At 63.8% G+C, this 26,038-nt stretch carries 25 protein-coding genes; 9 read left to right on the forward strand and 16 right to left on the reverse strand.

Annotated elements, in window-relative coordinates; all coding sequences use genetic code 11:
• Nucleotide 1 precedes the first annotated feature (1 nt).
• Genes proC through G4D79_RS26150 form a run of 3 tightly spaced genes read right to left on the reverse strand, consistent with a single transcriptional unit; the run spans nt 2 to nt 2,332 of the window.
• Nucleotides 2-817 carry a pyrroline-5-carboxylate reductase gene (gene proC / locus G4D79_RS26140; protein ID WP_003941923.1) on the reverse strand — a complete coding sequence of 272 codons (816 nt, stop codon included), beginning with the start codon at nt 815-817 and terminating at the stop codon, nt 2-4.
• 34 nt (nt 818-851) lie between these two features.
• A complete protein-coding gene (locus tag G4D79_RS26145) occupies nt 852-1,697 on the reverse strand; it encodes a thioesterase family protein (RefSeq protein WP_214514545.1) in 846 nt (281 codons plus the stop codon).
• Complete coding sequence (locus G4D79_RS26150; RefSeq protein ID WP_058038152.1) at nt 1,694-2,332, reverse strand: MerR family transcriptional regulator; 639 nt, start codon at nt 2,330-2,332, stop codon at nt 1,694-1,696. The genes G4D79_RS26145 and G4D79_RS26150 overlap by 4 nt, the downstream gene beginning before the upstream one ends.
• 150 nt (nt 2,333-2,482) lie before the next feature.
• Between G4D79_RS26150 and G4D79_RS26155 the strand changes: the two genes are divergently transcribed.
• From G4D79_RS26155 to G4D79_RS26170, 4 genes are all read left to right on the forward strand, one after another.
• Nucleotides 2,483-3,106 carry a TetR/AcrR family transcriptional regulator gene (locus G4D79_RS26155; RefSeq protein WP_003942051.1) on the forward strand — a complete coding sequence of 208 codons (624 nt, stop codon included), beginning with the start codon at nt 2,483-2,485 and terminating at the stop codon, nt 3,104-3,106.
• Nucleotides 3,107-3,261: 155 nt separating this feature from the next.
• Entirely contained in the window at nt 3,262-4,728 is a 1,467-nt protein-coding gene (locus G4D79_RS26160) for a wax ester/triacylglycerol synthase domain-containing protein (protein ID WP_058038153.1), read from the forward strand.
• Between the two features lie 3 nt (nt 4,729-4,731).
• Nucleotides 4,732-7,068 (forward strand): glycerol-3-phosphate 1-O-acyltransferase, encoded by a 2,337-nt coding sequence (locus G4D79_RS26165; RefSeq protein WP_007735324.1) that lies wholly within the window; start codon nt 4,732-4,734, stop codon nt 7,066-7,068.
• Entirely contained in the window at nt 7,065-8,498 is a 1,434-nt protein-coding gene (locus G4D79_RS26170; protein ID WP_003941905.1) for an HAD-IB family hydrolase, read from the forward strand. The genes G4D79_RS26165 and G4D79_RS26170 overlap by 4 nt, the downstream gene beginning before the upstream one ends.
• On the opposite strand, the gene G4D79_RS26175 is transcribed toward G4D79_RS26170, so the two are convergent.
• Genes G4D79_RS26175 through G4D79_RS26185 form a run of 3 tightly spaced genes read right to left on the reverse strand, consistent with a single transcriptional unit; the run spans nt 8,478 to nt 11,453 of the window.
• Complete coding sequence (locus tag G4D79_RS26175) at nt 8,478-9,362, reverse strand: sugar phosphate isomerase/epimerase (protein ID WP_042923251.1); 885 nt, start codon at nt 9,360-9,362, stop codon at nt 8,478-8,480. The two genes, G4D79_RS26170 and G4D79_RS26175, sit on opposite strands and share 21 nt — an antisense overlap.
• 7 nt (nt 9,363-9,369) lie before the next feature.
• Nucleotides 9,370-10,503, reverse strand: a complete 1,134-nt coding sequence (locus G4D79_RS26180) for a hypothetical protein (RefSeq protein ID WP_214514546.1) — start codon at nt 10,501-10,503, stop codon at nt 9,370-9,372.
• Complete coding sequence (locus tag G4D79_RS26185; RefSeq protein ID WP_003941975.1) at nt 10,503-11,453, reverse strand: Ppx/GppA phosphatase family protein; 951 nt, start codon at nt 11,451-11,453, stop codon at nt 10,503-10,505. Before G4D79_RS26185 ends, G4D79_RS26180 begins: the two co-directional genes overlap by 1 nt.
• Nucleotides 11,454-11,519: 66 nt before the next feature.
• Here G4D79_RS26185 and G4D79_RS26190 point away from each other — a divergent pair, with 66 nt between their 5' ends.
• Nucleotides 11,520-12,305: a hypothetical protein gene (locus G4D79_RS26190; RefSeq protein ID WP_003941928.1), complete on the forward strand. Its 786-nt coding sequence runs from the start codon at nt 11,520-11,522 to the stop codon at nt 12,303-12,305.
• Between the two features lie 100 nt (nt 12,306-12,405).
• On the opposite strand, the gene G4D79_RS26195 is transcribed toward G4D79_RS26190, so the two are convergent.
• The 8 genes from G4D79_RS26195 to G4D79_RS26230 form a co-directional block, all read right to left on the reverse strand.
• Entirely contained in the window at nt 12,406-13,095 is a 690-nt protein-coding gene (locus G4D79_RS26195; protein ID WP_003942020.1) for a response regulator transcription factor, read from the reverse strand.
• On the reverse strand, nt 13,092-14,327 hold the full coding sequence (locus G4D79_RS26200) for a cell wall metabolism sensor histidine kinase WalK (RefSeq protein ID WP_003941938.1): 1,236 nt from the start codon (nt 14,325-14,327) through the stop codon (nt 13,092-13,094). The genes G4D79_RS26195 and G4D79_RS26200 overlap by 4 nt, the downstream gene beginning before the upstream one ends.
• 162 nt (nt 14,328-14,489) lie before the next feature.
• The gene (locus G4D79_RS26205) at nt 14,490-15,245 is read right to left on the reverse strand and encodes a phosphoglyceromutase (protein ID WP_003941992.1); all 756 of its coding nucleotides are present in this window, start codon (nt 15,243-15,245) and stop codon (nt 14,490-14,492) included.
• Nucleotides 15,246-15,291: 46 nt separating this feature from the next.
• The gene (locus G4D79_RS26210; RefSeq protein ID WP_042452995.1) at nt 15,292-16,893 is read right to left on the reverse strand and encodes an AMP-binding protein; all 1,602 of its coding nucleotides are present in this window, start codon (nt 16,891-16,893) and stop codon (nt 15,292-15,294) included.
• Between the two features lie 139 nt (nt 16,894-17,032).
• Nucleotides 17,033-17,530: a YbjN domain-containing protein gene (locus G4D79_RS26215; protein ID WP_047268888.1), complete on the reverse strand. Its 498-nt coding sequence runs from the start codon at nt 17,528-17,530 to the stop codon at nt 17,033-17,035.
• Complete coding sequence (gene mshA / locus G4D79_RS26220; RefSeq protein WP_214514643.1) at nt 17,527-18,855, reverse strand: D-inositol-3-phosphate glycosyltransferase; 1,329 nt, start codon at nt 18,853-18,855, stop codon at nt 17,527-17,529. The genes G4D79_RS26215 and mshA overlap by 4 nt, the downstream gene beginning before the upstream one ends.
• Before the next feature lie 42 nt (nt 18,856-18,897).
• Nucleotides 18,898-19,725, reverse strand: a complete 828-nt coding sequence (locus G4D79_RS26225) for an alpha/beta fold hydrolase (protein ID WP_058038159.1) — start codon at nt 19,723-19,725, stop codon at nt 18,898-18,900.
• Complete coding sequence (locus G4D79_RS26230) at nt 19,671-20,897, reverse strand: MFS transporter (protein ID WP_214514547.1); 1,227 nt, start codon at nt 20,895-20,897, stop codon at nt 19,671-19,673. Before G4D79_RS26230 ends, G4D79_RS26225 begins: the two co-directional genes overlap by 55 nt.
• 111 nt (nt 20,898-21,008) lie before the next feature.
• Between G4D79_RS26230 and G4D79_RS26235 the strand changes: the two genes are divergently transcribed.
• The 3 genes from G4D79_RS26235 (at nt 21,009) to G4D79_RS26245 (ending at nt 23,240) form a co-directional block, all read left to right on the forward strand.
• Nucleotides 21,009-21,782: a PIG-L family deacetylase gene (locus G4D79_RS26235; RefSeq protein WP_003942001.1), complete on the forward strand. Its 774-nt coding sequence runs from the start codon at nt 21,009-21,011 to the stop codon at nt 21,780-21,782.
• Nucleotides 21,783-21,846: 64 nt separating this feature from the next.
• Nucleotides 21,847-22,239: a PaaI family thioesterase gene (locus G4D79_RS26240; protein ID WP_003942017.1), complete on the forward strand. Its 393-nt coding sequence runs from the start codon at nt 21,847-21,849 to the stop codon at nt 22,237-22,239.
• The gene (locus G4D79_RS26245) at nt 22,236-23,240 is read left to right on the forward strand and encodes a tocopherol cyclase family protein (RefSeq protein ID WP_007735336.1); all 1,005 of its coding nucleotides are present in this window, start codon (nt 22,236-22,238) and stop codon (nt 23,238-23,240) included. Before G4D79_RS26240 ends, G4D79_RS26245 begins: the two co-directional genes overlap by 4 nt.
• Here the strand turns inward: G4D79_RS26245 and G4D79_RS26250 are convergent.
• Complete coding sequence (locus G4D79_RS26250; RefSeq protein ID WP_214514548.1) at nt 23,206-24,075, reverse strand: LysR family transcriptional regulator; 870 nt, start codon at nt 24,073-24,075, stop codon at nt 23,206-23,208. The genes G4D79_RS26245 and G4D79_RS26250 overlap by 35 nt on opposite strands.
• 70 nt (nt 24,076-24,145) lie before the next feature.
• Here G4D79_RS26250 and G4D79_RS26255 point away from each other — a divergent pair, with 70 nt between their 5' ends.
• Nucleotides 24,146-24,505 carry an SgcJ/EcaC family oxidoreductase gene (locus G4D79_RS26255; protein WP_054782316.1) on the forward strand — a complete coding sequence of 120 codons (360 nt, stop codon included), beginning with the start codon at nt 24,146-24,148 and terminating at the stop codon, nt 24,503-24,505.
• Between the two features lie 15 nt (nt 24,506-24,520).
• Here G4D79_RS26255 and G4D79_RS26260 read toward each other — a convergent pair whose 3' ends face one another.
• A complete protein-coding gene (locus G4D79_RS26260) occupies nt 24,521-25,792 on the reverse strand; it encodes an ROK family transcriptional regulator (RefSeq protein WP_074447122.1) in 1,272 nt (423 codons plus the stop codon).
• Between the last annotated feature and the right edge of the window lie 246 nt (nt 25,793-26,038).

Here is a 26,038-nt window from a genome sequence, read left to right on the forward strand (position 1 = left end):
ACTAATCCGCAGCTGCACCCATTGCGGCCGAGCGCGACTTGGCGGCATCCAAGGCATCGAAGAACGCCGTCCGCAGGCCGCCCGCTTCGAGCTGACGCAGTGCCGCAGCCGTCGTTCCGCCCGGTGACGTCACCGCGGCGCGAAGATCCGTCGCGCTGTCGCCGGTGCGATCGAGCATCGCTGCGGAACCGACCATCGTCTGCACCACCAATTCGGTAGCGACTGGGCGCGTCAGGCCGAGACCGACTCCCGCGTCGATCATCGCTTCGGCGACCAGAAAGAAGTAGGCCGGGCCGGAACCGGAGACAGCCGTGACCGCGTCGATCTGCGATTCGGGAACCGTGACCACCTTGCCGACGCTGCCGAGGATGCCGCGTACGAGCTCGAGATGCTCGGCCTTGACGTGCCGTCCGGGCGAGAGCACGCTCACGCCCTCCCCGACCAACATGGGGGTGTTCGGCATGACGCGGATGACCGGGAACCCTGCGGGCAGACGCGTTTCGAAGAATCCCGTGGGGATTCCCGCCGCAAGGGAAACGATCAATTGTTCGAGGTCGCCGTCCAGATCGACCTTCGTCAACGCCGTGAGCGCTGACTCGACGTCGTTCGGCTTCACCGCGATGACGATGACGTCCGCACCCTCGGCGGCATCGGCGACCGTGCTGACGCGGATGGAGTATTCGGCGATCAATTCGTCTGCGCGAGGCTGATATTGCTCGGCGACGACCAGATCCTTGATGGCGTGGCCGGCCTGCAACAGCCCGGAGATCAGCGCCTCGCCGATCTTGCCGCCACCGATAATCGCAATTCTTGTCATGGCGAACAGCCTGCCACGACCGCAGCGATCGACCCTAGCGGGGCATCATCGCCAATTGACGACTCTGGACGACGACTGCGCCCGTCGAATCGAGAACAGCATGATCCTCTTCGAACCACGTGCTGCCCAGAACATCCGAGCTCGCCCGCACGCGAAGCCATCCCGGCGTCGGCAGTCGGCGCAGGTACGTCGTCAACTGCACGGTCGGCGCCCACCCGAACAGGCCGCGGTTCATCGTCACCGGCGCGCTGATGTCACCCGCCATGATCGCGAACAGCACAGCGGTGTCGAGGTCGTTTTCGTCCTCGGGTCGAGGACGGACCCACATCCTGACCTCGGCCTCGCCTTGGCTGCCGGTCAGGAAGTGCGCCGAGGTGGTGTCGATTCGCATGTCGCAACCCTGACCGACATGCACGACCTGCGCCATCGGGTGATCGCCGATGACTGCCACCGCACTCTCCGGCGGTTCCGGTGACATGTCGTCGATCGACGAGGCCGTGACGAAGGTGGGGTCGCCGTCATCGGGGAGTCCGAGCGTGACCGCCGCGCGAACAGCGCTGCGGCCCGCCTGGCTCAACTCGACGTCTAACAACGCGACCTGGCGTCCCTGCTTTCGGACGATCACCTCCAGTTCGACTTCACCCGGATCTGGGGCCGACAGATAGTTGGCGCTCACCGCGAGTGGCTGCATCTTCATAAGCGAGTCGTTCTCACCTGCGCCGTCTCGCAGACATTGACGCGCTGCAGCGGCGCACACAGCCATCATGGAGCCGCCGTGCACTTTCGGCCCGATGGTCCAGATCGAATCGATCGTTGCGGTGTATCGCCCGTCGCCGAGCGAGGTGAGGCGATTGAGATCTTGAAAGGGACTGGTGCTCATCGATTTTCCTGTTCGGTGCTTTCTCGGTGTTGCGGGAAATGTCGTGCGGCCAAGTCTTGGTGCGCCAGGCGTCGCAAAGCTGTCAGGACGGGTTCGTACATGGCGGTTCCGAGGACCGCATAGCGAATGCCGTCCTCGGTCGAACTGGTAGGCATCAGCTCGATTTCCACTTCGGCAATCCCTCGGATGTGGTCGCCGTAGGCGCGCAGGCGCTCGTCCGAGAGACTCAGTCCTGCATCCTCGAGGCCGATCAGTGCCCGCTCGAGGTGCGCGACCGCCACGTACCTCGGTTCGAAGACCTGACCGAGAAACTCCAGAACCTTGCGAGCTCTGGGGAACTCTGGATCCGGTTCAGGTTCGACGTACGGGGGTAGTTGCGCGATTGCGCGGCCGAAAGTCTCGAATTCGGATCGCTCGTCACTGTCCACCAGTTCGAGCACCGCGCGAATCCGTGGAATCGCGAGTCCCGCCCCGGCCAGGGCCCTGATCAACGCGAGTCGCCGGACGTGCTGTTCGCCGTACCTCGCTCCCGTTGCGCTGGTCGGCTCACCAGGCATCAGCAGACCTTCACGGAGGTAGTACTTGATAGTGGCCAGTGCAACGCCGGACTGTGCGGCCAGTTCGGAAACCTTCACCGCTCCTCCGTCCAACTCGCTCGACCCTTTACTGGATAGTGATGCTATCCAATGGTGGCCGAGCATCGGTAAGGAGGACACGCCTTGCGCTAGGGTTGAACCTTCTTTAGTCACACCACCAGAAATTTCCGAACGGAGCGAACAGGCGGAATGACGGATTTGCAGTCGGAGGCTCAGCCCGACGAACAGTGGCGCATCGTGGAACCACTGACGCTGACTCCCCTGCTCACCGCCGCACTCGAGGTGTTCCACGAACTCGGTTACCACGGAGCGTCGGTTCGTGACATCGCAAAACGTGCCGGTGTCACCGTGCCGACGCTGTATTACCACCACGGCAACAAACAGGGCATCCTCGTCGCGCTGATGGAACCGGGCATCGAGAACGTCACCGCACGCGCGAGCGCTGCGGTCGACGCTGCCGGACCGTCGCCGACGGCACAGTTCGGCAATCTCGTCGAGGCGTGTGTTCTGCACATGACCAGTCGCTCCGACATAGCCTTCCTCGATTCCGAACTGCGATACCTCGAGGACGCGGAACGAAAGAGCTACGCCGCCAAGCGAAAGAAGCTCGAGAACCTACTCGTCGACGTACTGACGGCAGGCGTCGAGAGCGGTGAGTTCACGGTCCCGGACATCACCGGAACGGGCCGTGCACTACTGGGAATGTGTCAGTCCGTCGTCCTCTGGTATCGACTCGACGGACCGCAGACTCCGCGCGAAGTCAGTGTTCTCTACCGCGAGATAGCCCTGAAAGCCGTCGGCGTCACTTCTTGAGCACTGAACTTCCCGGCATGTCCGATTAGCCCTTAACTGACGAACGTCACACCTGTCGGCTGACACCGAAACCGGGACGCGCCCACGGTCGCGGGTCCACACTTAGAAGCAGAGATGCGCGGGGTGGATCCGCAGACCGAGGGAGTTCTTGACGTATGGCCAACAGCAATCCATTTGTTCCTCCTAGCGCGGTCGACGTCGACCTTTCCGCGGTCGCCTGGGGGGCGAACCGCACGATGTCCGACTTCGAGACTGGAATGTGGCGGATGGAAGAGGCGCAGCCGCAACTGCGCTCACCGATCGTTGCGGTAGAGGTACTCGATCGTGCCCCGGACTGGGATCGACTTCTCGACGCAGTCGAGTGGGCATCGCACGTGGTTCCGCGTATTCGTATGCGAGCAGTGGAACCGGCAATGCAGCTGGGCAATCCGGTGTGGTCCGTCGATCCCGAGTTCGACATCGGCTACCACCTACGACGCGTCCGCTTACCTGCACCGGCGGACTTCGATCACGCACTGCGCATGTGTCGTCACCTTGCGACGGAACCTTTCGACAAGGCTCGACCGCCGTGGAGCGCGCTGCTCATCGAAGGTCTCGACGACGGTCGCGCCGTGTTCGTGGTCAAGACTCACCACTCCATCACCGACGGCATGGGCGGCATCCAGATGATGACGCTCCTGCACAGCAGACGCCCGGACCCCACTCCGAACAAGCCCGACCGCACACCGCCTGCTCCTGAGCATCTGTCGTCGGTGGGCGCCTTCGGCGAGGAGGTCGTCAGCGAGATCCGGCGTGCGCCCTCGCGTATCGCCAAGCTGGTCCGTGGTGCCACCAATGTTGCGACCACGGCGATCTCGAGTCCGATCACGACTGCTTCCGAGGTCCTCGGTTACGCCAATTCACTCCGCAAGATCGTCACTCCCCCAGCTCGTTCCGGTTCCCCTCTGCTCCACGATCGTGGTCTCGGACGATGGTTCGGAACTCTCGAGGTGGGTGTCCCCGAGCTCAAGGCCGGGGCGAAAGCTGCCGGTGGCTCACTCAACGATGCGTACGTCGCTGCCTTGCTCGGCGGCTTCCGTCGCTACCACGAAGCCTTCGGACAGTCCGTCGACAGCATTCCGATGGGTATGCCGATCAGCATGCGTACGGGCGCAGACGCCAACGGCGGCAACAGGTTTGCAGCCGTTCGCTTCAACGGCCCGGTCTCCGAAACCGATCCGGCCAAACGCATCAGGCAGGTGCGAGAGATCGTTCTGAGTCTGCGTGAGGAACCGGCGTTGGACGCTATCGACGTCGCCGCCCCGATCCTCGCCCGCCTGCCGAATTATCTACTCGCGAACTGGTATCTGTCACAGTCGACGGGTCTGGACCTGCAGGCCAGCAACGTCGCCGGCGTACCGGTACCGGTCTATCTCGCCGGAGCGAAGATCGAGCGGATGTTCCCGTTCGGCCCGGCGCCCGGTTGCGCGGCGATGGCGACACTGGTCTCCCACGTCGGGGTGTGCTGTATCGGAATCAATCTCGACACCGCTGCGATCACAAAACCCGCGCTGCTGATGCAGTGCTTGCAGGAGAGCCTGGACGAGATCGTCGCTCTCGGAGTCACAACGGAAGGTGCGTGAGTCATGAGCGAGAACACGACCAACCCGCGCGTGTACCTCACCGAAACCATGACAGAGGCCGAAGCCGGCGTGCTGCGAAAGTGGCTTGCCGACAAGGCAAGCTCATCCGAAACTCGGCCGGTCACCGTCAACATCACCGACAAGACCCTGGCAGAACTGGCGGCACGGACCGACGACCCGATGCTCGCACCGCTTCGCGTGGTGTGGATTCCGGACACCCATACCAAGCACAACGTCGCGGTGCGACTACGTGATGCGCTGGCACCACGCGATCCTCTCCACCCCGGACGCGGTGCACAACGCAGAACCCTGCGCACCGACCCCTCTCGGTGCCAGGTCATCGAAGGTGAACCCGCACCACTGAGCGATCTCGAGCGTCGCCTCGAAAAGAGCGGTGGCGGTTCGCTACCGGAGTTCATCCGACGGCAGGCCGCTCTGGCACTCGAACGCGCCGAATTGGGCCTACTGGGTGGCCAGTACAAGGTGTCACGGTTCGTCGTCGACGAGATCACCGACACCCGCCGATTCGCCACCGAGGTCATGGCTTTGGCCGACCGGTTGAACATCGCCGTCGCCGAAGTCGATCGCCGCGCACGTGAAGCTCTCGAAGAAATGGTTGCCACCCAGAGTCGCCAAGCCATCGCGGTGTGGGATCGCCTGGGCCGCTACTTCGCTCGCGCCTACAAGCTGGACGTGGACACGAGCCGCTTCGAGGAACTCCGTGAGCTGAACAAGGAACACTCACTGGTCTTCCTCCCCAGTCACCGTTCGTACCTCGATCCCCTCGTCCTGCGTCCGGCGTTGATCGCGAACGGCTTGCCGCTCAATCACGTCATGGGCGGCCTCAACATCAGTTTCTGGCCCATGGGCTCGATCCTCAAGCGCAGCGGCACCGTCTTCATTCGTCGAAGCATCGGCAACGACGAGGTCTACAAGTGGTCGATGCACGAGTACATGCGCTATCTGCTGACCAAGCGCTTCAATCTGGAGTGGTACATCGAAGGTGGACGCGGACGTACCGGGAAACTACGCCCGCCGCGCTTCGGTCTCCTGACCTACCTGACCAAGGCATTTCAGGTCAGCGGAGCGTCCGACGTGTACCTCGTCCCGGTTGCGCTGAGCTACGACCAACTCTACGAGGTCGGGGCCATGGCTGCCGAGGCGCTCGGCGCCGAGAAGACACCGGAAGGCCTGCGCTGGATGGTGGGTTACGTACGCGCCCAGGGAAAGCGCAACGGTGTCGCGCACGTGACCATCGGCCGGCCGCTCTCACTCGCGGACGCACTCAGCCAGGAAACCGATCAGCGCCTCGCCATTCAGAAGGCCGGCATCGAGGTGTGTCACCGCATCAACGAGGTCACCCCGGTGACCGTGTCTTCACTGGCGATGTTGGCGTTCCTCGGAATCGAAGACCGGGCGTTGACAGTTCGTGAACTCACCGCGATTCTCACGCCGCTGTTCGGCTACATCACCGCGCGAAATCTTCCGATCGCCGGCGACGTCGAACTGTCCGATCCGCGTGTCATCGAGAAGGCATTGCAGACACACGTCGATTCCGGGGTGCTCGAGCGCTTCGATCGGGGCGGCGAGCAGGTCTTCTACCTCGGCAAGGACCAGCATCTTGTCGCTGCCTTCTACCGCAACAACACGATTCACTTTCTTGTCGTGCGTGCCATCACCGAACTCGTACTTCAGGCAGCCGTCGAAGAGCGGTTCGAGGACCCCATCGGGGACGGGTGGGCAGAGGCCAAGCGCATCCGAGATTTGTTGAAATTCGAGTTCTTCTTCAGTGACCGGGACACGTTCGAGCAGGAGATGCGGACCGAGCTGACGCTGATCGACCCCGAGTGGGAAACCGTCATGGCCGACGACAAACGAACCGAGCACATGATCGAGACGGTTCGCCCGTACCTCGCGCACCGCGTGCTCCAACCGTTCCTCGAGGCGTACCAGGTTGTCGCCGATCAGCTTGTGCTCGCGCCGATTTCGACATCGTTCGACGAAAAGTCGTTCATCAGCAACTGCATCGACGTCGCACATCAGCGTCGACTGCGGCAGCAGATCGCCAGCAACGAATCCGTCTCCGGTGAGTTGTTCGCCACCGCACTGAATTTGGCGCGCAACCGTAACTTGATCGAAGTCGACGACGACGGAGTCCGGGCCAGGCGCCTGGCATTCGCTGCCGAGATCAAGGTTCAGGTCGAGCGCCTGCGTCACCTTCGCGCACTCGCGCATGCACGACTCGATCAGGTGGCGATGCCGGTACCGGACGCCGCCGCGGTAGTGACCATTCCAGAAGCAAACCGAGCGCCCGCCGCGAACGAGGAAGTAGGACTGTGACCGGACTCGAGCGTCTGCACTCCGCCATCGAAGCCGCCCCGCCCGGGCCCGGAACGATCGCCGCCTTCGACCTCGACGGCACCTTGATCAGCGGGTACTCGGCCAGCGTTGTGTACCGAGACCGCCTGCGACGCTTGGATATCAGCGTCGGCGAACTCTTGCGCACCACCGGTGCCGCGATCGACACCCAATTCCGCGGTGCTGACGTCGGAGCACTCATGGACATCGGCGTTCGAGCCTTGGGCGGCCGTACCGTCGAGGAACTGAACGACTGGGGCCGACGGCTGTTCAAGCAGGAAATCGCCGCGATGATCTACCCGGAAGCCCGCGGGCTACTGGCGGCACACCGGCGAGCCGGCCACACGATCGTGATGGCTACGTCGGCGACTCCGTTCCAGGCCAAGTACGTCGCCGAAGATCTCGACATCGAAGACGTGCTGTGCACCGAGCCCGAAGTCGTGGACGGCATGCTCACCGGCGAACTGTCTTCGCCCGCACTGTGGGGGCCGGCCAAGGCCAATGCCCTTGCAGGCTATGCCGAGAAGATGGGCGCCGATCTGAAGAACGCGTTTGCATACTCCAACGGTGTCGAAGACGTATTCATGCTCGAGGCCGTCGGGCGACCTGTCGCGTTGAATCCCGATCGTGGTCTGGCCAAGATCGCGTTGCGCAATCACTGGCCTTCGGTCAGCCTGCGTAAACCGCAACGAGGCGCAACACCGATCTCCACGATCCGAACGGCGACTGCCATGGGCGCGCTTGCTGCCACCGCCGCCCTCGGTGCGTCGGCAGGCATTGTCACCGGGAACCGTCAACTGGGTGCGAACCTGGTCGGCACGTACGGCCCCGACATCTCGCTCTCACTGCTGGGCATCGACGTCGAGATCGACGGCGAGCACAACGTGTGGGATCACCGCCCGGCGGTGTTCATGTTCAACCATCAGAGTTCCCTGGACATGTTGGTCCTGGGCACCGTGATCAAGCGTGACGTGACCGGCGTCGCGAAGAAGGAAGCGGCAAGCGATCCGCGGTTCATGCCCGTCGGTGCACTGCTCGACGTCGCCTACATCGACCGCACCGACACCACGAAGGCGAAGGCTGCACTGCAACCGGCAGTCGACAAGCTGAAGAATGGTGTCTCGATAGTCATAGCTCCGGAGGGCACCCGTTCTCCGACGCCACGTCTGGGCCCTTTCAAGAAGGGTGGATTCCACTTGGCGATCCAAGCCGGTGTGCCGATCGTGCCCGTGGTGATTCACAACGCGGGTGAACGGATGTGGCGCAATTCGCTTGTCGCCCATCCAGGCCCGGTCTATGTCTCGGTGCTCGATCCCATCTCGACCGAAGGCTGGGAGACCAAAGACCTCGACGCACACGTCGAGAAGGTGCGCGCGCAGTTCGAAGCTGCGCTACTTGCCGGCCACCGCTGAGCGTGCCAGGTGCTCGCGTGCAAACGCGAGCGCCTGCGCCAGCATCGACGACCGCTCCCGCCGGGTGCGCGCGTTCTGCGTGTTGATCTCGATGACTGCCTGGCCGCTGAATTCGCTCGCAGCCAATTGCTGACACAACTCCGCGCACGGCTGTGAGCCATGCCCCGGAATCAGGTGCTCGTCCATCGACGCCCCGCGACCGTCGGCCAGGTGCAGGTGCTCGAGCCCCTTGCCCATACGGGAGGCCAACTCCAGGGCATCCATGCCCGCCGTCGCGGTGTGCGACAGGTCGAGTGTGTAGTGAGCATGATCGGAATCGGTCGGGTCGTACGACGGACTGAACGCGGACAACGCTGCCCCTGGACCGCCACGTTTACGCAGACGCTCCGCGGACTTGTCCTTGCCGCCGAAGAAGCTGTCGGCGCGCATGGGGAACATGTTCTCCACCGCCACCACGACGCTGCTCTTCGATTCGAGTTCGACAACCTGTTCCGCGAAGCCTTCGGCGTACTTGCGCTGCCACCGGAACGGCGGGTGGACGACCACCGTCGTCGCTCCCAAGGTTTCGGCGGTGCGCACCGAACGCTCGAGCTTCTCGACCGGATCGGAACCCCACACGCGCTGCGAAATCAGCAGACACGGCGCATGCACGGCCTGCACCGGAATGGCGTACTTGCGAACGAGGGCGGCAACAGCACCGATGTCCTGACTCACGGATTCGGCCCACACCATCAGTTCGACACCGTCGTATCCGAGATCAGCGGCGTAGCGAAATGCTGCTTCCGTGTTCTCCGGATATACCGAAGCCGTCGACAAGCCGACGGCTATCGGCCGACGAACCATGCGCTGCGATCCCCCGATCATCGTCCGATCAACCCGAGGTCAACAAGAACGCCAGTGGACCGAGCGTCACGATCATGCCGACGACCACCGCGATCACGAAACTCGTGATGTCGTCCGTCTTCCGCAGAACCCGCACGACAGCAACCAGGCCGACGATCACGATCAGCGCGAGCACCAACGCCACCCACGGCAGCATGTCCCACAGCTTCTCGAAGCCCTTGAACATCGCGCCGCCGACGATCAGTGCAACAACCACCTGACCGGCAAGCACTGCCCATTCACGGATCGAGTTACGCTCGCCTGCCTCTTCCGCTGCCGGTTCGGCTTCGACATCGGACTCCGCGGCGGCACTGGTCTTTTTTGCACCGTCATCGACAGCCGGCGCCTTGACCAGATCGACCACGGCGGTGGATTCGGCCTCGCCGGCATCCGCGTCTGCGATCTTGTCGATCAGTTCGGTGCTCTCTTCCGGCGCGGCCGGAGCGGGAGCGGTCTGTGCAGGTGCCTTGGCGACGGGAGTGGGGACACGCGGCGGCAGGATCGGCGGACGCAACGACGGCGACTGCGTTGCGGCGCGCTCCTGACGCATCAGGTCGCCCGCCAGGGTCTGACCCGACAGCAGGGCTGGTTCCTGCGTTACCTGCGTCGGTGACGAGGAGTTGAGCGGTGCCCGGCTCACCCACTGCCCGGGCGAGGACTTCGAGGTCTGTCCCGGCGAAGGCGTGGAAGTCGGCTTCGGAGTGGTGACCGGCGGCGCAGCAACCGGCTTCGACTCGCCCTTGGGTGCCTGCGGCTCGTCATCGTCATCGTCGTCGTCGAACGAGACGGCGAAGGCTGCGGTGCGATCGGCGGGAACCTTCGGTGCCGGTTCGACTGACTTGGCGGTTTCCGCGACAGCCTCGGCCGGCGCTGAAGGTGCAGAGTTCTCCGGCGCAGCGGTTTCCGGCGCAGCGGCTTCAGGCTGGGCTGCTGGTTCGCCGGACTCGGGCTCGGCGGCCGCGCGCGATCCCGACTGGCGAACGATCGGGATCTCACCCGTCAGTTCGGCGACGGAGATGCCACCGGCTACGCCGCGCCTGCGTCGTCCACCTCGGGATTCGACGCTCTGACCGTTCCGCTTGAGCAGTTCCGCTACGGAAATCTGCTGACTGTCCTCGGTCATCAAGCACTCACCACCAATTCACCGCCCATTTCTGTGTCGAGCTTTCGCAGAATCAGACCCTCACGCAGTGCCCAGGGACAAATTTCCAGTTCGTCCACTCCGAGCGCCCGCATGGTTGCCTCTGCGATGAGCGCGCCGGCCACAATCTGCTGTGACCGATCCGAGCTCACTCCTTCCAATTCTGCACGGTCCGCCGCCGTCATCCTGGATATGAAGGCTATGAGTTGCCTGAGTCCGCTGGAAGTCAGGGTCCGTTTTGCCCGGGGGCCTGCGGCAGAAGGGGCCGCGCCGGTGAGCCGAGCCAACGATCGGAAGGTCTTCGAAGTCCCGACCGTGCGGTCCCAGTCGCCGGCGGCGCGCAGTTCCTTGGCTGGTCCGACCAACTCCGCGTCCAGCCAGTCGCGCAACACAGCGACCCGGCGCTTGCCCGGCGGATCGGCCTGTAGCCAGTCGCGCGTCAACCGTCCGGCACCGAGTTGCAGTGAGAAGGCGACGTCCGGATCCTCGTCACCACCTGCTGTGAGTTCGAGCGAGCCGCCGCCGATGTCCAGGTTCAGGATGCGTCCGGCGCTCCAGCCGTACCAGCGGCGCACGGCCAGAAAGGTCAAGCGGGCTTCGTCGACCCCGGACAGAACCTCGAGGTTGACTCCGGTCTCGGCGCGGACGCGGGCGAGTACGGCTTCGGAATTGTTGGCGTCACGGACCGCGGAAGTGGCAAAAGCCATCATTTCCTCGCACCCGGACGTCTTGGCGATACCGGCGAATTCGGAAACCGTCGACACCAACCGATCGGCTCCTGACGTGGTGATATCGCCGCGGTCGTCAGTGTTTTCTGCCAGCCTCAACGTGGACTTGGTCGAGCTCATAGGTGTTGGGTGGCCGCCCCGATGGGCGTCCACAACCAATAGATGGACGGTATTGCTTCCGACGTCGAGTACCCCTAGTCGCACATCGCCACGTTACTGGGTCTACGGTCGGCCCTTGTGACAGCAGGTAACCCAGACCGGTCCCACAAGATGACTCCGAGCCCCGAGGTCGATCTCGATTTCCCGCGCGAATGGGTCGAATTTGTCGATCCGGATAACTCCGAACACCTCATTTCCGCTGATATGACGTGGTTGCTCTCGCATTGGACCTGCGTGTTCGGCACGCCGGCGTGTCAGGGCATCATCGGAGACCGCCCGGACGACGGTTGCTGCTCGCACGGCGCTTTCCTCTCCGATCAGGAAGATCAGGACAAGCTCGATGCGTCAGTGAAAATGCTCACAGCCGAAGACTGGCAGTTCATGGAAAAGGGTCTCGGCAAGAAGGGCTACGTCGAAGAAGACGACCTCGAGGACGAGCCCGCGCTGCGCACCCGCCGCTACAAAGGAGCGTGCATCTTCCTCAACCGGCCGGGTTTTGCCGGAGGCGAGGGCTGCGCTCTGCATTCCATGGCGCTCAAGAAAGGCATCGAGCCGCTCGAGGTGAAACCGGACGTGTGCTGGCAGCTACCGATCCGCCGCACCCAGGACTGGGTCGACCGTCCGGACGGCGTCCAGATCCTCAAGACCACGATCACCGAGTACGACCGCCGCGGCTGGGGTGAGGGCGGCGACGACCTCGCCTGGTACTGCTCCGGCTCCCCCGACGCTCATGTCGGGGAGCGGCAGGTCTGGCAGTCCTACGGGCCCGAGTTGACGGAACTTCTCGGAAAGCGCGCGTACGACGAGCTGGCTCGCCTCTGCAGGCGTCGCGCGGGCCTCGGCCTCATCGCAGTCCATCCGGCGACCACGATCGCTCAGAACAAAGCTCAGGGCTGACTCCGCCTGAACAAAAAGAATTCAGCCGCTCACACGATCGTGTGAGCGGCTGAATTCTTCTCGACATTTCTTCTCGACATTTCTTCTCGACGAGGTTCGATCACGCTTCGAGCTTGTAACCCAATCCACGGACCGTGACCAGATGTTCCGGCTTGGCCGGATCCGATTCGATCTTCGAACGCAACCGCTTCACGTGTACGTCAAGGGTTTTGGTGTCACCGACGTAGTCGGCGCCCCAGACGCGGTCGATCAACTGTCCGCGGGTCAGCACCCGACCGGAGTTGCGGAGCAGGTACTCGAGGAGATCGAACTCCTTGAGCGGCAACGTCACCGGGTTACCCGCGACCTGCACGACGTGGCGCTCGACGTCCATCCGTACCGGTCCGGCCTCGAGCACCCCGTTGTCGGAGGCGAGGTCCGCCTCGTTCTCCACCCCGCGGCGCAGCACCGCACGGATGCGAGCGATCAGCTCACGCGCCGAATACGGTTTGGTCACATAGTCGTCCGCACCGAGTTCCAGTCCGACGACCTTGTCGATCTCACTGTCACGCGCCGTCACCATGATGACGGGGACGCCGGAGCGCGACCGCAGCGCCTTGCAGACGTCCGTGCCACTCATGCCGGGCAGCATGAGGTCGAGCAGGACGATGTCCGCTCCGGAGCGATCGAATTCCGCCAACGCCGACGGTCCGTCGTTGACGATGGTGGTCTCGAAGCCTTCCTTGCGGAGCAGGAACGCCAGCGGGTCCGCCAAGGACTCCTCGTCCTCCACGATCAGCACACTCGTCATCGTTTGGCCTCCATGCCGTTTTCTCTACTGCCTTGTTCTCGTCTGCCGATCCGCGTGGAACCGGCGGTTCCCGCGTCGTCAGAGTCGATGTCGTCGTCCGACTCCACGTGTGCCGGTATCTGCAACGTGAAGGTAGACCCTGTACCCGGTTTGCTCCACAGTTCGATGGAGCCGTTGTGATTGGCCGCGACGTGTTTGACGATCGCCAGCCCCAGACCGGTTCCACCGGTCTGCCGTGACCGCGCCTTGTCCACGCGGAAGAATCTCTCGAACACTCGCTCCTGGTCCGCTTTCGCGATGCCTTCTCCTCGGTCGGTGACTGCGATCGCGACATTGTCGCCGCGTACCGACCGACTGACGGAAACCGGAGACCCCTTGGGCGAGTATGCAATAGCGTTCTCGATGAGGTTGGACAATGCCGTGACGAGGAGAGTCTGATCCCCGAGTACTTCCAGCCCACTCGGATGGTCGGTGGTGACCGTGATCCCGGCGGCCTCGGCCGACAGATTCGACCTCGACAGTGCTTCGGACACCACGGTGTCGACGTCGACCACGTCGAGATCCGGCAGCTTCTCGGCACCTTGCAGACGCGAGAGTGCGATCAACTCGGTGACCATCTTGCCCAGACGAATCGACTCACCGAGCACCCGTTCGCCGAAGTGGCGCACCGATTCCGGGTCGTCAGCAGACTCGAGCAGCGCCTCCGCGAGCAGGCTCATCGCACCGACCGGCGTCTTGAGTTCGTGGCTGACGTTCGCGACGAAATCGCGTCGGGTCGCCTCCATGCGGACCTGCTCGGAATCGTCGTCGGCGAACAGGACCACGAAGTTGCGATCGTCCTTGCTGAGCAACCGGGCCGTGCCACGTACCGCGATCTTGTCGCGGCCCCGCTGAGCGGTCTGCGCCGTCAGATCGACCTCGACGGGTTGACCCGTCCGCAGAACTTCCTGAGCAGCCCGCCAAGCTCGCTCGTCGACCAGACGATTCTTGACGAGACCGAGTTCCTCGGCGCGAGGATTGAAGAGCACGACGTCGTGAAAACCGTCGACGACGGCGATACCGCTTTCCGAAGCCAACACGATGAGGTCGAGAACCTGGGACATCGTGAGCCCGGTCTGTTCGTCCGAGCGCTGACTCTGGCGCGACGACAGCCTGGGTACCAGCACCCCGCCGACGAGGTAGCCGACCAAGCCGGCGACCACGACCAGCAGCACTGCAATCACGACACTCACGGCGCAATCGTACGTTCGCGCGAAGAGTCGGTTACGGCGGGTTCGGACGTTCCCACCCGTGTAATCCGCCAGGTGGACGGCGTTGGTTCGTCGTTCATCTGCTGTTGGCCGAGGCCCCCCGAAATCACTGTTCGGGGGGCCTCGACGCACATCATCGGGTTGCTACTTTCCGCCCTGATTCGCCACCGCGGCGGCGCCGGCAGCTGCGGCCTCCGGATCCAGGTAGGTGCCGCCGGGATTGAGCGGCTTCAGGTTCTCGTCGAGGTCGTAACGCAGCGGGATTCCGGTCGGGATGTTCAGGCCCGCGATGTCCTCGTCCGAGATGCCGTCGAGGTGCTTGACCAACGCACGCAGCGAGTTGCCGTGCGCGGTGACCAGCACGTTCCGACCGGCGAGCAGCTCCTGGGAGATGGTGTCCTCCCAGTACGGGATCAGACGCTTGACGACGTCGAGCAGGCACTCGGTCAAGGGAACCTCGTCGAGGTTCGCGTACCGGGGATCGGTGTCCTGGCTGTACTCGCTGCCGGCTTCGATGGCGGGCGGCGGGGTGTCGTAGCTACGACGCCAGAGCATGAACTGCTCGTTTCCGTACTCTTCCTTGGTCTGCGCCTTGTTCTTGCCCTGCAGAGCGCCGTAGTGGCGCTCGTTGAGACGCCAGTCGCGCACTACCGGGATCCAGTGGCGATCGGCGGCATCGAGCGCGAGGTTGGCGGTGCTGATCGCGCGGCGCAGCAGAGACGTGTAGAGAACGTCGGGCAACAGGTTGTGCTCGGCGAGCAGTTCGCCGGCGCGCTTGCCCTCGGCCATGCCCTTGTCTGTCAGGTGTACGTCCACCCAGCCGGTGAACAGATTGAGTGCATTCCATTCGCTCTCGCCGTGGCGGAGCAGGACCAGGGTTCCGATACTCATGGCGTTCATCCTGGCACGAGTACCGGAACCCTTCTTGATCAACCCTGTCCGGAAATCAGCTCGGGGCTACTTCCGCAGTTCGCAGATCCTTGCGGAGGATCTTTCCGGCCGCGGATTTCGGCACGGTGCTGATGAACGAAACCTGGCGAACCTTCTTGTGCGGCGAGACGCGCTCGGCGACGAACGAGATCACGTCGTCTTCGGTCAACTCGGCGCCGTCCTGGAGCACGACGAATGCCTTCGGAACCTCTTCGCCCTCAGCGTCGAGCACACCGATCACTGCGGCGTCGGCGATCTGCGGATGGGTCAGCAGCAAGGCCTCGAGTTCCGCCGGGGGAACCTGGTAGCCCTTGTACTTGATCAGTTCCTTGAGGCGGTCGACGATCTTGACGACGCCGTCGCCGTCGACGGTCGCGATGTCACCGGTGTGCAGGTAACCGTCGTCGTCGAGGGTGTCCTTGGTGGCCTGGTCGTTGCCGAGGTAGCCGAGCATGATGTTCGGGCCCTTGCACCACAGTTCGCCGGGCTCGCTGACGCCGTCCGAGCCGAGAGCCGGGTACGCGACCTCTTCGCCCGTTCCGGGGTCGACGAGCTTGCATTCCATGTTGGCGATGGTCGGACCGCAGGTGTCGAGCGCGATGTCGTCGCGGTCGAACGGAATCGCGTGCGAGACCGGGCTCATCTCGGACATGCCGTAGCCCTGGCGGACGTGGCAGTTCAACCGGTCGGCGACGGCCTTGCCGAGCGCCGCGTCGAGCGGGGCCGCACCGGAGAAGATGGTGTGCACGCTCGAGAGGTCGTACTGATCGACGAGCGGATGCTTGGCCAGCGCGACGGCAACGGGCGGTGCGACGAAGATGTACGTCGACTTCTGCTCGGCGACGATCCGCAGGAACTCGACGAGATCGAACTTCGGCATCGTGATGAGGCTCGCGCGGCGATAGAGCGCAGCGTTGAGCAGGACAGTCATGCCGTAGATGTGGAAGAACGGCAGGACCGCGAGAATCTTGTCGTCGGTCTCGATGCCCATCCGCGGAATGATCTGGCAGACGTTGGCCACGAGGTTCCGATGGGTGAGCATGACCCCCTTGGGTCGGCCGGTGGTGCCCGAGGAGTACGGCAGCACCGCGAGTTGGGTGGCCGGATCGAAGGAGACCTCCGGCGCCGCTGCACCCTCGCCGAGCAGATCACGCAGCGAGAGGTGGCCTTCGGCCCCGTCGAGTACGAACACGTTCTCGGCCGGGATACCGACCAGGTCAGCAGCGGCCTTTGCCTGCGGCAGGAGCGGCGAGACGGTGAAGAGGAACTTGGCCTTGGAATCGGTGAGCTGCTTGGCGATGTCCTCGGCGGTGTAGAGCGCGTTGATCGTGGTCGCGACGCCACCGGCACGAAGGATGCCGTGGAAGACGGAACCGAAGGCCGGGACGTTGGGCGAATGCAGCCCGACCACGTCGCCGACGGCGAGTCCGCGCGCTGCAAGAGCGCCTGCAACGCCGTTGATCTGTGCGATCAGCGAAGCGTATGTGGTGACTGCGCCCGAACTGCCCTCGACGAAGGCCGTCTTGTCGAGGTCTGCGGGGTCGGTGTTTCCGAACAGGAAGTCGTAGACGCTGAGGTTGGGGATTTCAACGTCGGGGAACGGACTCTTGAAGCTCACTGTGCTCCTCGAAAAGTTGCGCGGCGGGGTGGTGTGACCAACTTACTGTGACTCACGGGAACAGTATTATTCCGTGACGACAGTCACAAGTAAAGGTCACTTTACGTGACACATCCGCGATGTGTCTCACCCCGCTCGATCAGCTCTGCGCGGGCTCCTCCTCGATGAGGTGCTTGAACGGTTCGAGATTCGCCAGCGACTCGCCTCGCGACACCCGCCACGCCCACTCACGCTTGATGGACGAGGAGAAGCCGAGTTCGAGGATGACGTTGAAATCGCCGTCGGCGGCTTCGAGAACCTGACCGAGCACTCGGTCGAGTTCATCGCCGGTCACGGCATGCTCCGCGATCTTGCCGACCAGGTAGATGTCCCCGACCTTGTCGAGTGTGTACGCCACCCCGTACAGACGGCGGTTGCGCTTGAGCAGGAACTTGTAGACGCCTTCGAAGTTCTCGTCCACCTTGCGGCACACGAAGGCCTCGACCCGCACACCGTGATTGCCAACGGTGAGCAGAGTCGACGTCTTGAGTTTGTGTTCACCGGGAAGTTCGACGATGAAATGCGCGTCGTCTTTTCTGGTGAAGTCGAGTTCACGCTCGGTGAGGGCCTGCTCGATGGTGTCCGAAATGCTGCTCATGTACGCACTCCCCCGGTCCGGCGCAGACGCCACAGACCCCGCGCACGGCGGGGCGAGAAGTCGCTGGGACCGGTTCCGTTGTTGTAGTTGACTGCGGCTTTGCGATAGCTCTCGAGCAAACCGTCCGCGGTGTGTTCCCACGAGAAATTTTCGGCGTGACGCGGTGCCTGCGCGGCGAGTTCGGTCAAACGCGTCGGTGCTGTCACCAAGGATTCGAGGGCGCCGGCCCAATCTTCGGTGCGGTGTCCTTGAACCAGCAGGCCGGTCTCACCGTTGCGCACGGCCACTCCCAGCCCGCCGACGTCGGCAGCGATCACCGGGGTTCCGCAGGCTTGAGCTTCGATCGCCACCAACCCGAAGGACTCCGAATAGCTCGGCACCGCAACCAGATCCGAGGCACGGTAGACATCGGCGAGACGCTCCGGTGCCTGCGGCGGCAAGAATGTCACCTGCGCGGTGATGCCGAGTGATCGTGCAAGTTCGATCAGCACGTCCGGCCGCGCGAGGCCAGTTCCGGACGGCCCGCCGACGACGAGGATGCGCAACGGCAACTCGGGGCGACGGCTGATCACTTCGGCGGCAGCACGCAGCAGAACGTCGGGTGCTTTCAGAGGTTGGATGCGGCCGACGAAAGTCACGACGATCTCGCCCGGGTCCAACCCCAACGACGCGCGGGCTGAATCGCGATCGCCCGGTCGGTAGCGGGTGAGATCGGCGCCGGGAGCCACGACGTCGATACGCGTGGGATCTGCGCCGTACAACTCGTGCAGCGCCTTGGCTTCGTCGGTGGTGTTGGCGACCAGGCGATCGGACTCGGCGACTACTTGCTGCTCGCCGATCTGACGTGCTGCCGGCTCCGGGGTGTCTCCCTCGGCAAGCGAAAGATTCTTCACCGCCGCGAGGGTGTGGGCGGTGTGTACGAGGGGCACGCCCCAGCGGTCGCGGGCCAGCCAGCCGACCTGACCGGACAACCAGTAGTGCGAGTGAATCAGGCTGTAGTACCCGGGCTCGTGGCGCGCTTCCTCCCGCAGAACTCCTGCGACGAAGGCACACAGTTGAGTCGGCAGATCCGCCTTGTCCAGCCCTTCGAAGGGACCAGCAGCAAGGTTCCGAACCCGCACTCCGGGAGCGGCGTCCACCACGGGTGCGTCGGCCGAGGACGTCGCGCGGGTGAATATCTCCACCTCGACGCCACGTTTGGCGAGCTGAATGGCGGATTGCAGAACGTAGACGTTCATCCCACCCGCGTCACCGGTGCCGGGTTGCGCCAATGGCGAGGTGTGGACCGAGAGAACGGCCACCCGGCGAGGGCGCGAAATGTGCATGGGCGTCACGACTCCATACTGCCCCCTCACCGGGCGCGAACTCTAACCGAGGCTCGAGATGAAGGTTCGCACTTCGGACACGAATCGTGTCGGATCCTCCACGAACGGGCCGTGATTGCAGCCTTCCCAGTACGACGCCTGGGACTTGGGAATCAGTTCCTCGGCGTGCTTACCTGCGCTCACGTCGACGACGGAGTCCTCGGTTCCGTGCAGAACGAGAACGGGGATATCCAGGTTGCGGAGCAAGTCGTCGTGACCGACAGCACGGTTGAACAGTGCTGCGCGCACCCGCGGACGCGTCGAGAGGCTGTACCCGAACAAGGCCTGCGACGCTGCACCCTTGCCCTCGGGTGGGCCGGTGAGAGCATTGCCGAAAGCGCCGAGTGCACGGATCGCCTCGCGCGGATCTTCGGACATCGCGCCGGGAACTGCGCTACGCATCGCCGAGCCGACCTTGCCACCTTTTTCGCCGCGCCCGATGCTGGTGATCGCCCCGACCAGAACCGCGCCCGCCACCGCGCCGGTGCCGTGCGCTGCCAGGTAATCGCAGATCACCAGACCGCCGTACGACCAGCCGAGCAGGATCGCGTTCTCGGTGACGCCTTCGGCCGCAAGAACAGCCGCGACGTCGCCGGCCCAGTTCGCGGAGTCGTCGTATCCGGATTCGGGCGCATCGGAGTAACCGTGGCCGCGCAGATCGACGGCGATCAGCCGATAGTCCGCGGCCAGGTCCGCGAGGACCTGCTCGCCCCAGCACTGCGAGGACTGAGCCCAGCCGTGCAGCAACACCAGCGGGGTCCCCGCCGAATTTCCGGTTACTCGATAGACGATGGACGTGCCGTCGACGCTGACGGCTTCACGAATAGACATGCCGTCACGATAGAGGCTGCGACTGCGGCGCCGACGGCGAGCATGTAGGCCGACGGGACGCCGTAGCGATCGATCAGCTGTCCGGCCAGCGCAGACCCGAGCGCCACGCCGACGCCGAGGCCGGTAACCGTCAGGGTCATTCCCTCGGTGAGCTTTTCCGGCGGGACGATCTGTTCGACCAGGGCTGTCGCGATGATGAGCGTCGGTGCGATGGTCGCGCCCGCCAGCACGTAGGCACCCGCAAGTGCGGCCACGTTTCCGACCAACAGAAGCGGGACGCTGAGAACGGCGACCGCCGAGGACGCGATCATCAACTGCCCGCGCAGCGATCGCGCCGGGTGCATCGACCCGAAGATCAGTCCCGCGATTCCCGAACCGCCGGCGAACAGCGCGAGGACCAGCGTCGCCGACCCCGGCGAATTCTGTTCCTTGGTGAACGCGATGGCGCCGACGTCGATGACGCCGAAGATCGTTCCGAGCATCACCATGATCACGATGACGATCCACATCACGTGGTTACCGAGAACCGATCGTCCGCGGCCGGGTCGACGCGGATGCACCTTCGGTTCGGTTCCGCGCTGTATGACCAGCAGCAGGGTTCCGGTGACCAGCAGGATCAACCCTGCCAGTGGTCCAGCCTCGGGGAAGAGCCCGATGCTCAGACCTACCGATATGACCGGGCCCGCCACGAAGCAGAGCTCGTCCACCACCGATTCGAAGGCGAAGGCGGTGCGCATCTGAGGTTTTCCGACGTAGATCGCGACCCATCGGGCGCGAATCATCGCGCCGATCGTCGGCGTGGCGCCGCCAGGCACAATCAGCACGAACAGCAGCCAGTCGGGAGCTTCCATCCGGACTGCGAGCAACAGAGCCCCGATCGCGGTGACGCTCACGGCTGCGGCAATCGGCAGGACCGCTCGCTGTCCGAAGCGGTCGACGGCACGCGAGACCGCGGGCGCGATGATCGCCGACGAGAGCGCAAAAACCGCGGCGAGCGCGCCGGCGAGCGCGTAGTCACCACGAAGTTGCGAGATCATCGTCACGATTCCGATGCCGATCATCGCCATCGGCAGCCTTGCGACAAATCCGGCGGCCGAGAAGGCGACCGATCCGGGGGCCGAGAATATCTCGCGGTAGGCGCTCAGCAGGCCTTTGTTGGTGGATTCGCTCATGTCAGCTTCTCGTGCACTGAACAAGGTTCACAGAGCCGAGGCCGACTCGACAAATCGTTTTCACTGTGCGCTCGGGTTGACCTGTCGGTAACTTGCCTTACGATTGCGCGAATGAGTGTCCTGGTGTGTTTCCACGCCCATCCCGATGACGAAGTTTTCACTACGGGCGGCGTGATGAGAATGGCCGCCGACGCAGGTCACCGCGTCGTAGTCGTCACCGCTACCGACGGTGCTCTCGGTGAATTCCCCGACGGACTGTTGGACGAATACGAGACGTTGGCTCAGCGCCGCAGCCGTGAGCTCGAGGCGTCCACCGACGCGTTGGGTGCCAGTCGCGTCGTGTCCCTGCACTACCCGGATTCGGGGATGGTGGGTACGCCCGAGAACGAGAATCCGGAAGCGTTCTGCAACGTCGACGTCGAGAAGGCCGCCGAGCGTCTGGCCGAGGTTCTTCGTGAAGAGAACGCCGATGTCCTGACCATCTACGACCCCAACGGCGGATACGGCCACCCGGATCACATCCAGGTCCACCACGTCGGCGTTCGTGCTGCAGAACTCGCGGGCACGCCGTTCGTCTACGAGGCGTCCACCAACCGCGATCACATGAAGATGCTGATGCAGGCCAACCCCGAGTGGACCGAGGAGGCGCAGCCGCCGGACATCGAATCGTTCGGGCTTCCGGCTGACCAACTCACCACCGCGGTCGATGTCAGTTCGGTGATCTCGTCCAAGCGCGCGGCCATGTACGCGCACGCAACGCAGGTCGGCGATTTCGGCCCGTTCCTCGAAATGCCGACGGAGCAGCTCGCCGCGGCATTCGGCACCGAGTGGTTCCGTCGTCGCAACGCGCCGGAAGGACTGTCGGAAACCGCCCTGCCCCTGTGAGTCACCGCCCTCGATAAACCGAAGTCCCGACGGAGGTTTCGGAGGCTCGTTAACATCGGTAGGCATGGACCTCGAACAACTTGTCGCGAGCATGCCTTTTGCAGTTCACACCGGAATTCAGTTGGACAGCGCGGCACCCGAACAGGTTGTCGGCCATCTGGATTGGGACAGCCACCGCACCACCGCCGGCAACGGAATGCACGGCGGCGCCTTGATGACGCTGGCAGACAGCGTCGGCGCCGTCTGTGCATTCCTCAATCTGCCGCCCGGCGCAAGTACGTCCACCACCAGTTCGTCGACCGTCTTCACTCGCGGCGTGCGCAAGGGCACGGTCACCGCCACCGCCCGGCCACTGCACGCGGGGCGCAGCACCGTCGCGGTGGTGACCGAGATCCGCGACGACGAGGGCCGCCTCGTCGCTCAGGTCACCGCATCACAGGCAGTACTGGGACCGTGAAGCTTCCCGCGTACCGCGCCTCGGGTGCCACCCTGCCGTACGGCAATCTGCTTGCCTCCCATGACGTTGCGATGGAGGGTTACTTCTGGCGATTCACGATGCCAGACAGCGGACGGGTGGTGATCGCGCTCGCCGGAATCAACAAGGCCGACGGCGGCAGTTGGTCGACGCTCGGCCTCGCGGCACACCCAGGCGGATTCCTCCGCACTGCTGAGCATCCGAATGGATCGGCCGATCCCCGTATCCTGGGGGCCTACGCCGACAACGCTTTCCGCGGCAATGCCGATCGACTCCAGGTCGATTTCGGCGACAGTCATCTCGACGTACGCATCAGCAATCAGCGATTCTGGCCGCACCGCCGCTTCGGGGGGTCGAGTTACTTCCAATCAGTTCCCGCACTCAATCAGTACTGGCATCCGTGGCTGCTCGGCGGCCGGGTCGAGGGAAGCGCCGTCATCGACGGACAGAGCTGGGATCTCACCGGAGCGCAGGTGTACGGCGAGAAGAACTGGGGAAAGGGAGGATTCCCGGAATCCTGGTGGTGGGGACAGGCACAGGGGTTCACCGATCCTCGAGCCTGCGTGGCGTTTGCCGGCGGACAGGTCAGCGCCGGACCTCTGCGCACCGAAGTCACCGCCGTCGTTGCCGCGCTACCGGACGGAACGGTGTTGCGGCTGGGTAATCCTCTGACGTCACAGGTGGAGACGACGGTGTCCGACGATCGCTGGACGCTTCGGGGTTACAGCCGGAAGTGGAGCGTCGACATCGACGGGACCGCACCCATCGCCGACGCACACATACTTCCTGTTCCGATACCTGCCGAGCGTCGAAACGTGCCAGGAGCGCTCGAGCATCTCGGTGGAACGATGTCGGTCATCGTCCGGCGACGCGGCACCATCGTCTGGAAGGACAGGTCGAGGTTGGCTGCTCTCGAGCACGGCGGATTGGATCGGGCGCAGGCCGAACTCACTCGGCGGGAACAGCTCTCGCAAGATCGATGAGAGCAGAGGCCGCCGGATTCTTGCCGCCCGACGAACGCCAGACCAATTCCAGCCGAGATCGTGCTTCCGGTTCGAGATCGATCCGATGCAACTCCCCCACTGTCGACTCCGGAAGCACGGCCATTCCCAGCCCCTGCGCTGCCAATGAAACGATGATGCCGAGGTTGCTTGCCTCGAGCGCAACCGTCGGCTTGGTGCCGGCTGCGGCGCACGCGAAGTCCAGACACGTTCTGATGCCGGTTCCCTCCGGCAGACAGATGACCGATTGCGTCGCGAGTTCGGCAAACGGCAGAGACGACACCTCGGCCAGCGGATGATCCGCCGCCACTCCGGCCACCAGTCGTTCGTCGGTGATCACCCTCGATTCGAGCCCTTCCGGCAGCTCTCCCGCCACCCCGATGACGGCTATGTCGAAGGTTCCGTCCGACACTCCGGCAAGCAGACTGCGCGAATCGTCCTCGGCCAGCGAGATGTCCAGGCCGGGGTGTCTGGTGTGCAACCGACTGAGCAGATCTGTGAGGTCGGCGGAAGCGCAGGCGGTAACCATCCCGACCGAAACGGAACCCCGGACCAGTCCGTTCAAGGCATCGACAGCGTCGCGGGTGCTCTGAACGGCAGCAAGTGCAGCGTAGGCGTGCGGGAGGACAGCTCGCCCGGCGTCGGTCAGACAAACGGTTCGACCACTACGATCGAGCAATTCCTGCCCCAACTCACGTTCGAGCCGTTTGACCTGGGCACTCACACCGGGTTGGGCTACGTGAAGCCGCTCGGCGGCGCGAGTGAAGTTGGCTTCCTCCACTACCGTGACAAAGTATTCGAGCTGCCGAAGTTCCATAACTGCTGATTCTAGCTGCGAGACAAACTAGATCTTGGACTTATCGCCTGTGCGGTAGAACGATGGAAGCATGACAACAACAGATGACGTTCAGAAGGCCGGAACCCCGGAAGACATCGCGAAGCTTTTTGTGCAGTTCGCCAACGCTGGTGACGCAGACGCCGTCGCCGCACTCTACGAGGAGGATGCGGTGATGGCCTTCCCGCCCGGATCACTCACCGTGGGCCGCCAAGCCATCCGCGAGGTGATCTCTCAGATGCTGGCAGCTGCACCGAGATTCACCGTCGAGGAAGCCCTACCAACGGTGATCAGCGACGACCTCGCCATGACCTCGACCAAACCTTCCGACGGAACCGGCGGACGCACACAGGTGGCGCGCCGCCAGCCCGACGGTTCGTGGTTGCGGGTGCTCGATCGACCAGAACTCTGACTGCCCTCTTCGCAGTCAGACGGCCGACGCACGCCGCATGGCCGCCGCCGGATCGGCGAACAGCGAGCTCAGTGACACGACCGTGGAAGCGTATTCCTGAACCCGATTGCCGAAACCGGTAATTCGAATGTCCTTACGCTCCAAGGAGGATGCCGTCGAGAAGGCCTCGGCGACATGGGGCACCCCGGCCGGATAGTCGGTGAATGCCTGACCACCCAGAATCACCCGATCCGGGTTGAACAGGTCACGCAGCATCGCCACTGTCCGGCCGAGGACGCGTGCTCGATCAACCAGAAGCTCGTGTGCCGGAATGGAACCCGACGACGCTGCCCGGTAGACGTCCGCGATCGTGACACGCTCGCTGCCCTGGATCACGGCGCCCGAAGACAAAGCCTGCGCGACTACGGCGCGGTCACTGATCGTCGCTTCAAGGCAACCCACGGCTCCGCAGGTGCACCGTGCGGACGAACCGGTGGGGAGGTGCGCGATCGAACCGGGTCCGCTGGACGGCGTGTGTACTCGCCCTTCGAAAGTGATTGCGATACCGGCAGTTTCACGAGCGTAGAAGTACAGGCCGGTAGTGCCCGGCGTCGGGGCTTCGGCACGGTCGGTGCTGAGCAGAAGTTCCGACGCGGCCATCGCCTCGACGTGGGCGGCTACCGATACAGGGAGATCCAAGCCGGCTCCGATGATGGACCCGACCTTGGCGCCCTTCCATCCCAGACGCGGGTGATCGACGACTCCGGTCGCTGAATCGACGCGACCGCCGATGGCCACGCCGACGGCGAGCGGACGACGCTTGTGCCACCGCGAGGCAAAGGATTTGGCCGAGCGCGCAATCGTGGCAAGCGCGACAGCAGAATTGGTGGCAGGCGTCGGAATCTCGACGGCGCCGAGCACCTTTCCTCGAATGTCGCTGGCAATGATGCTGGTGACGACGGCACCGATGTGGATGCCGACTGTCAGATAAGGCTCGTGGTTGACCTCGAACGGAACTCGCGGACGCCCGATTGCTCCGGATGCCGTCAGGTCCGCGCGTTCGCGCAGGATCCCGAGGTCCAGCAGGCTCGTGACCTGCCGGTTCACGGTGGCGATGCTCAGCCCTGATGCCTTTGCCGCAGTGTCACGTGAGAGCGGCCCACGGGATCGAGCAATGCGCAACACAGTCGCGGACGGACCGTCGGCGATGCGTAGTTCGGGCGCAACTATCTGGGTACGGGTCCGGGTTCCCGAGAGCGCGGTTCGCGATCGGATGTTCGGAATGGCGGAGATTGTGGGTGTCGACATGGCTGTCCCTTGCAGAAGGAGGAGAAGGCGCATATCTCTGTCGACCGAGAAATCAGCGTTTCCACTGGTCACACGAAGAAATAGACAGAAAAGGCGCAGAAATTAGCTGCAGAAAGAACGGCGGCGACAACACAGCTCTCGCGCCAGAGGCAGACGCGAACCAAGCGCAGCGGTCACATAGGTGACCCGCAAAGCGGCAGGCTGGTCGGTCGACATGGCTCCAAAAGTAGCAGCTTCACCGAGATT

This window comes from Rhodococcus sp. WY5, assembly GCF_018588185.1.
Lineage (GTDB): Bacteria > Actinomycetota > Actinomycetes > Mycobacteriales > Mycobacteriaceae > Rhodococcus_F > Rhodococcus_F qingshengii.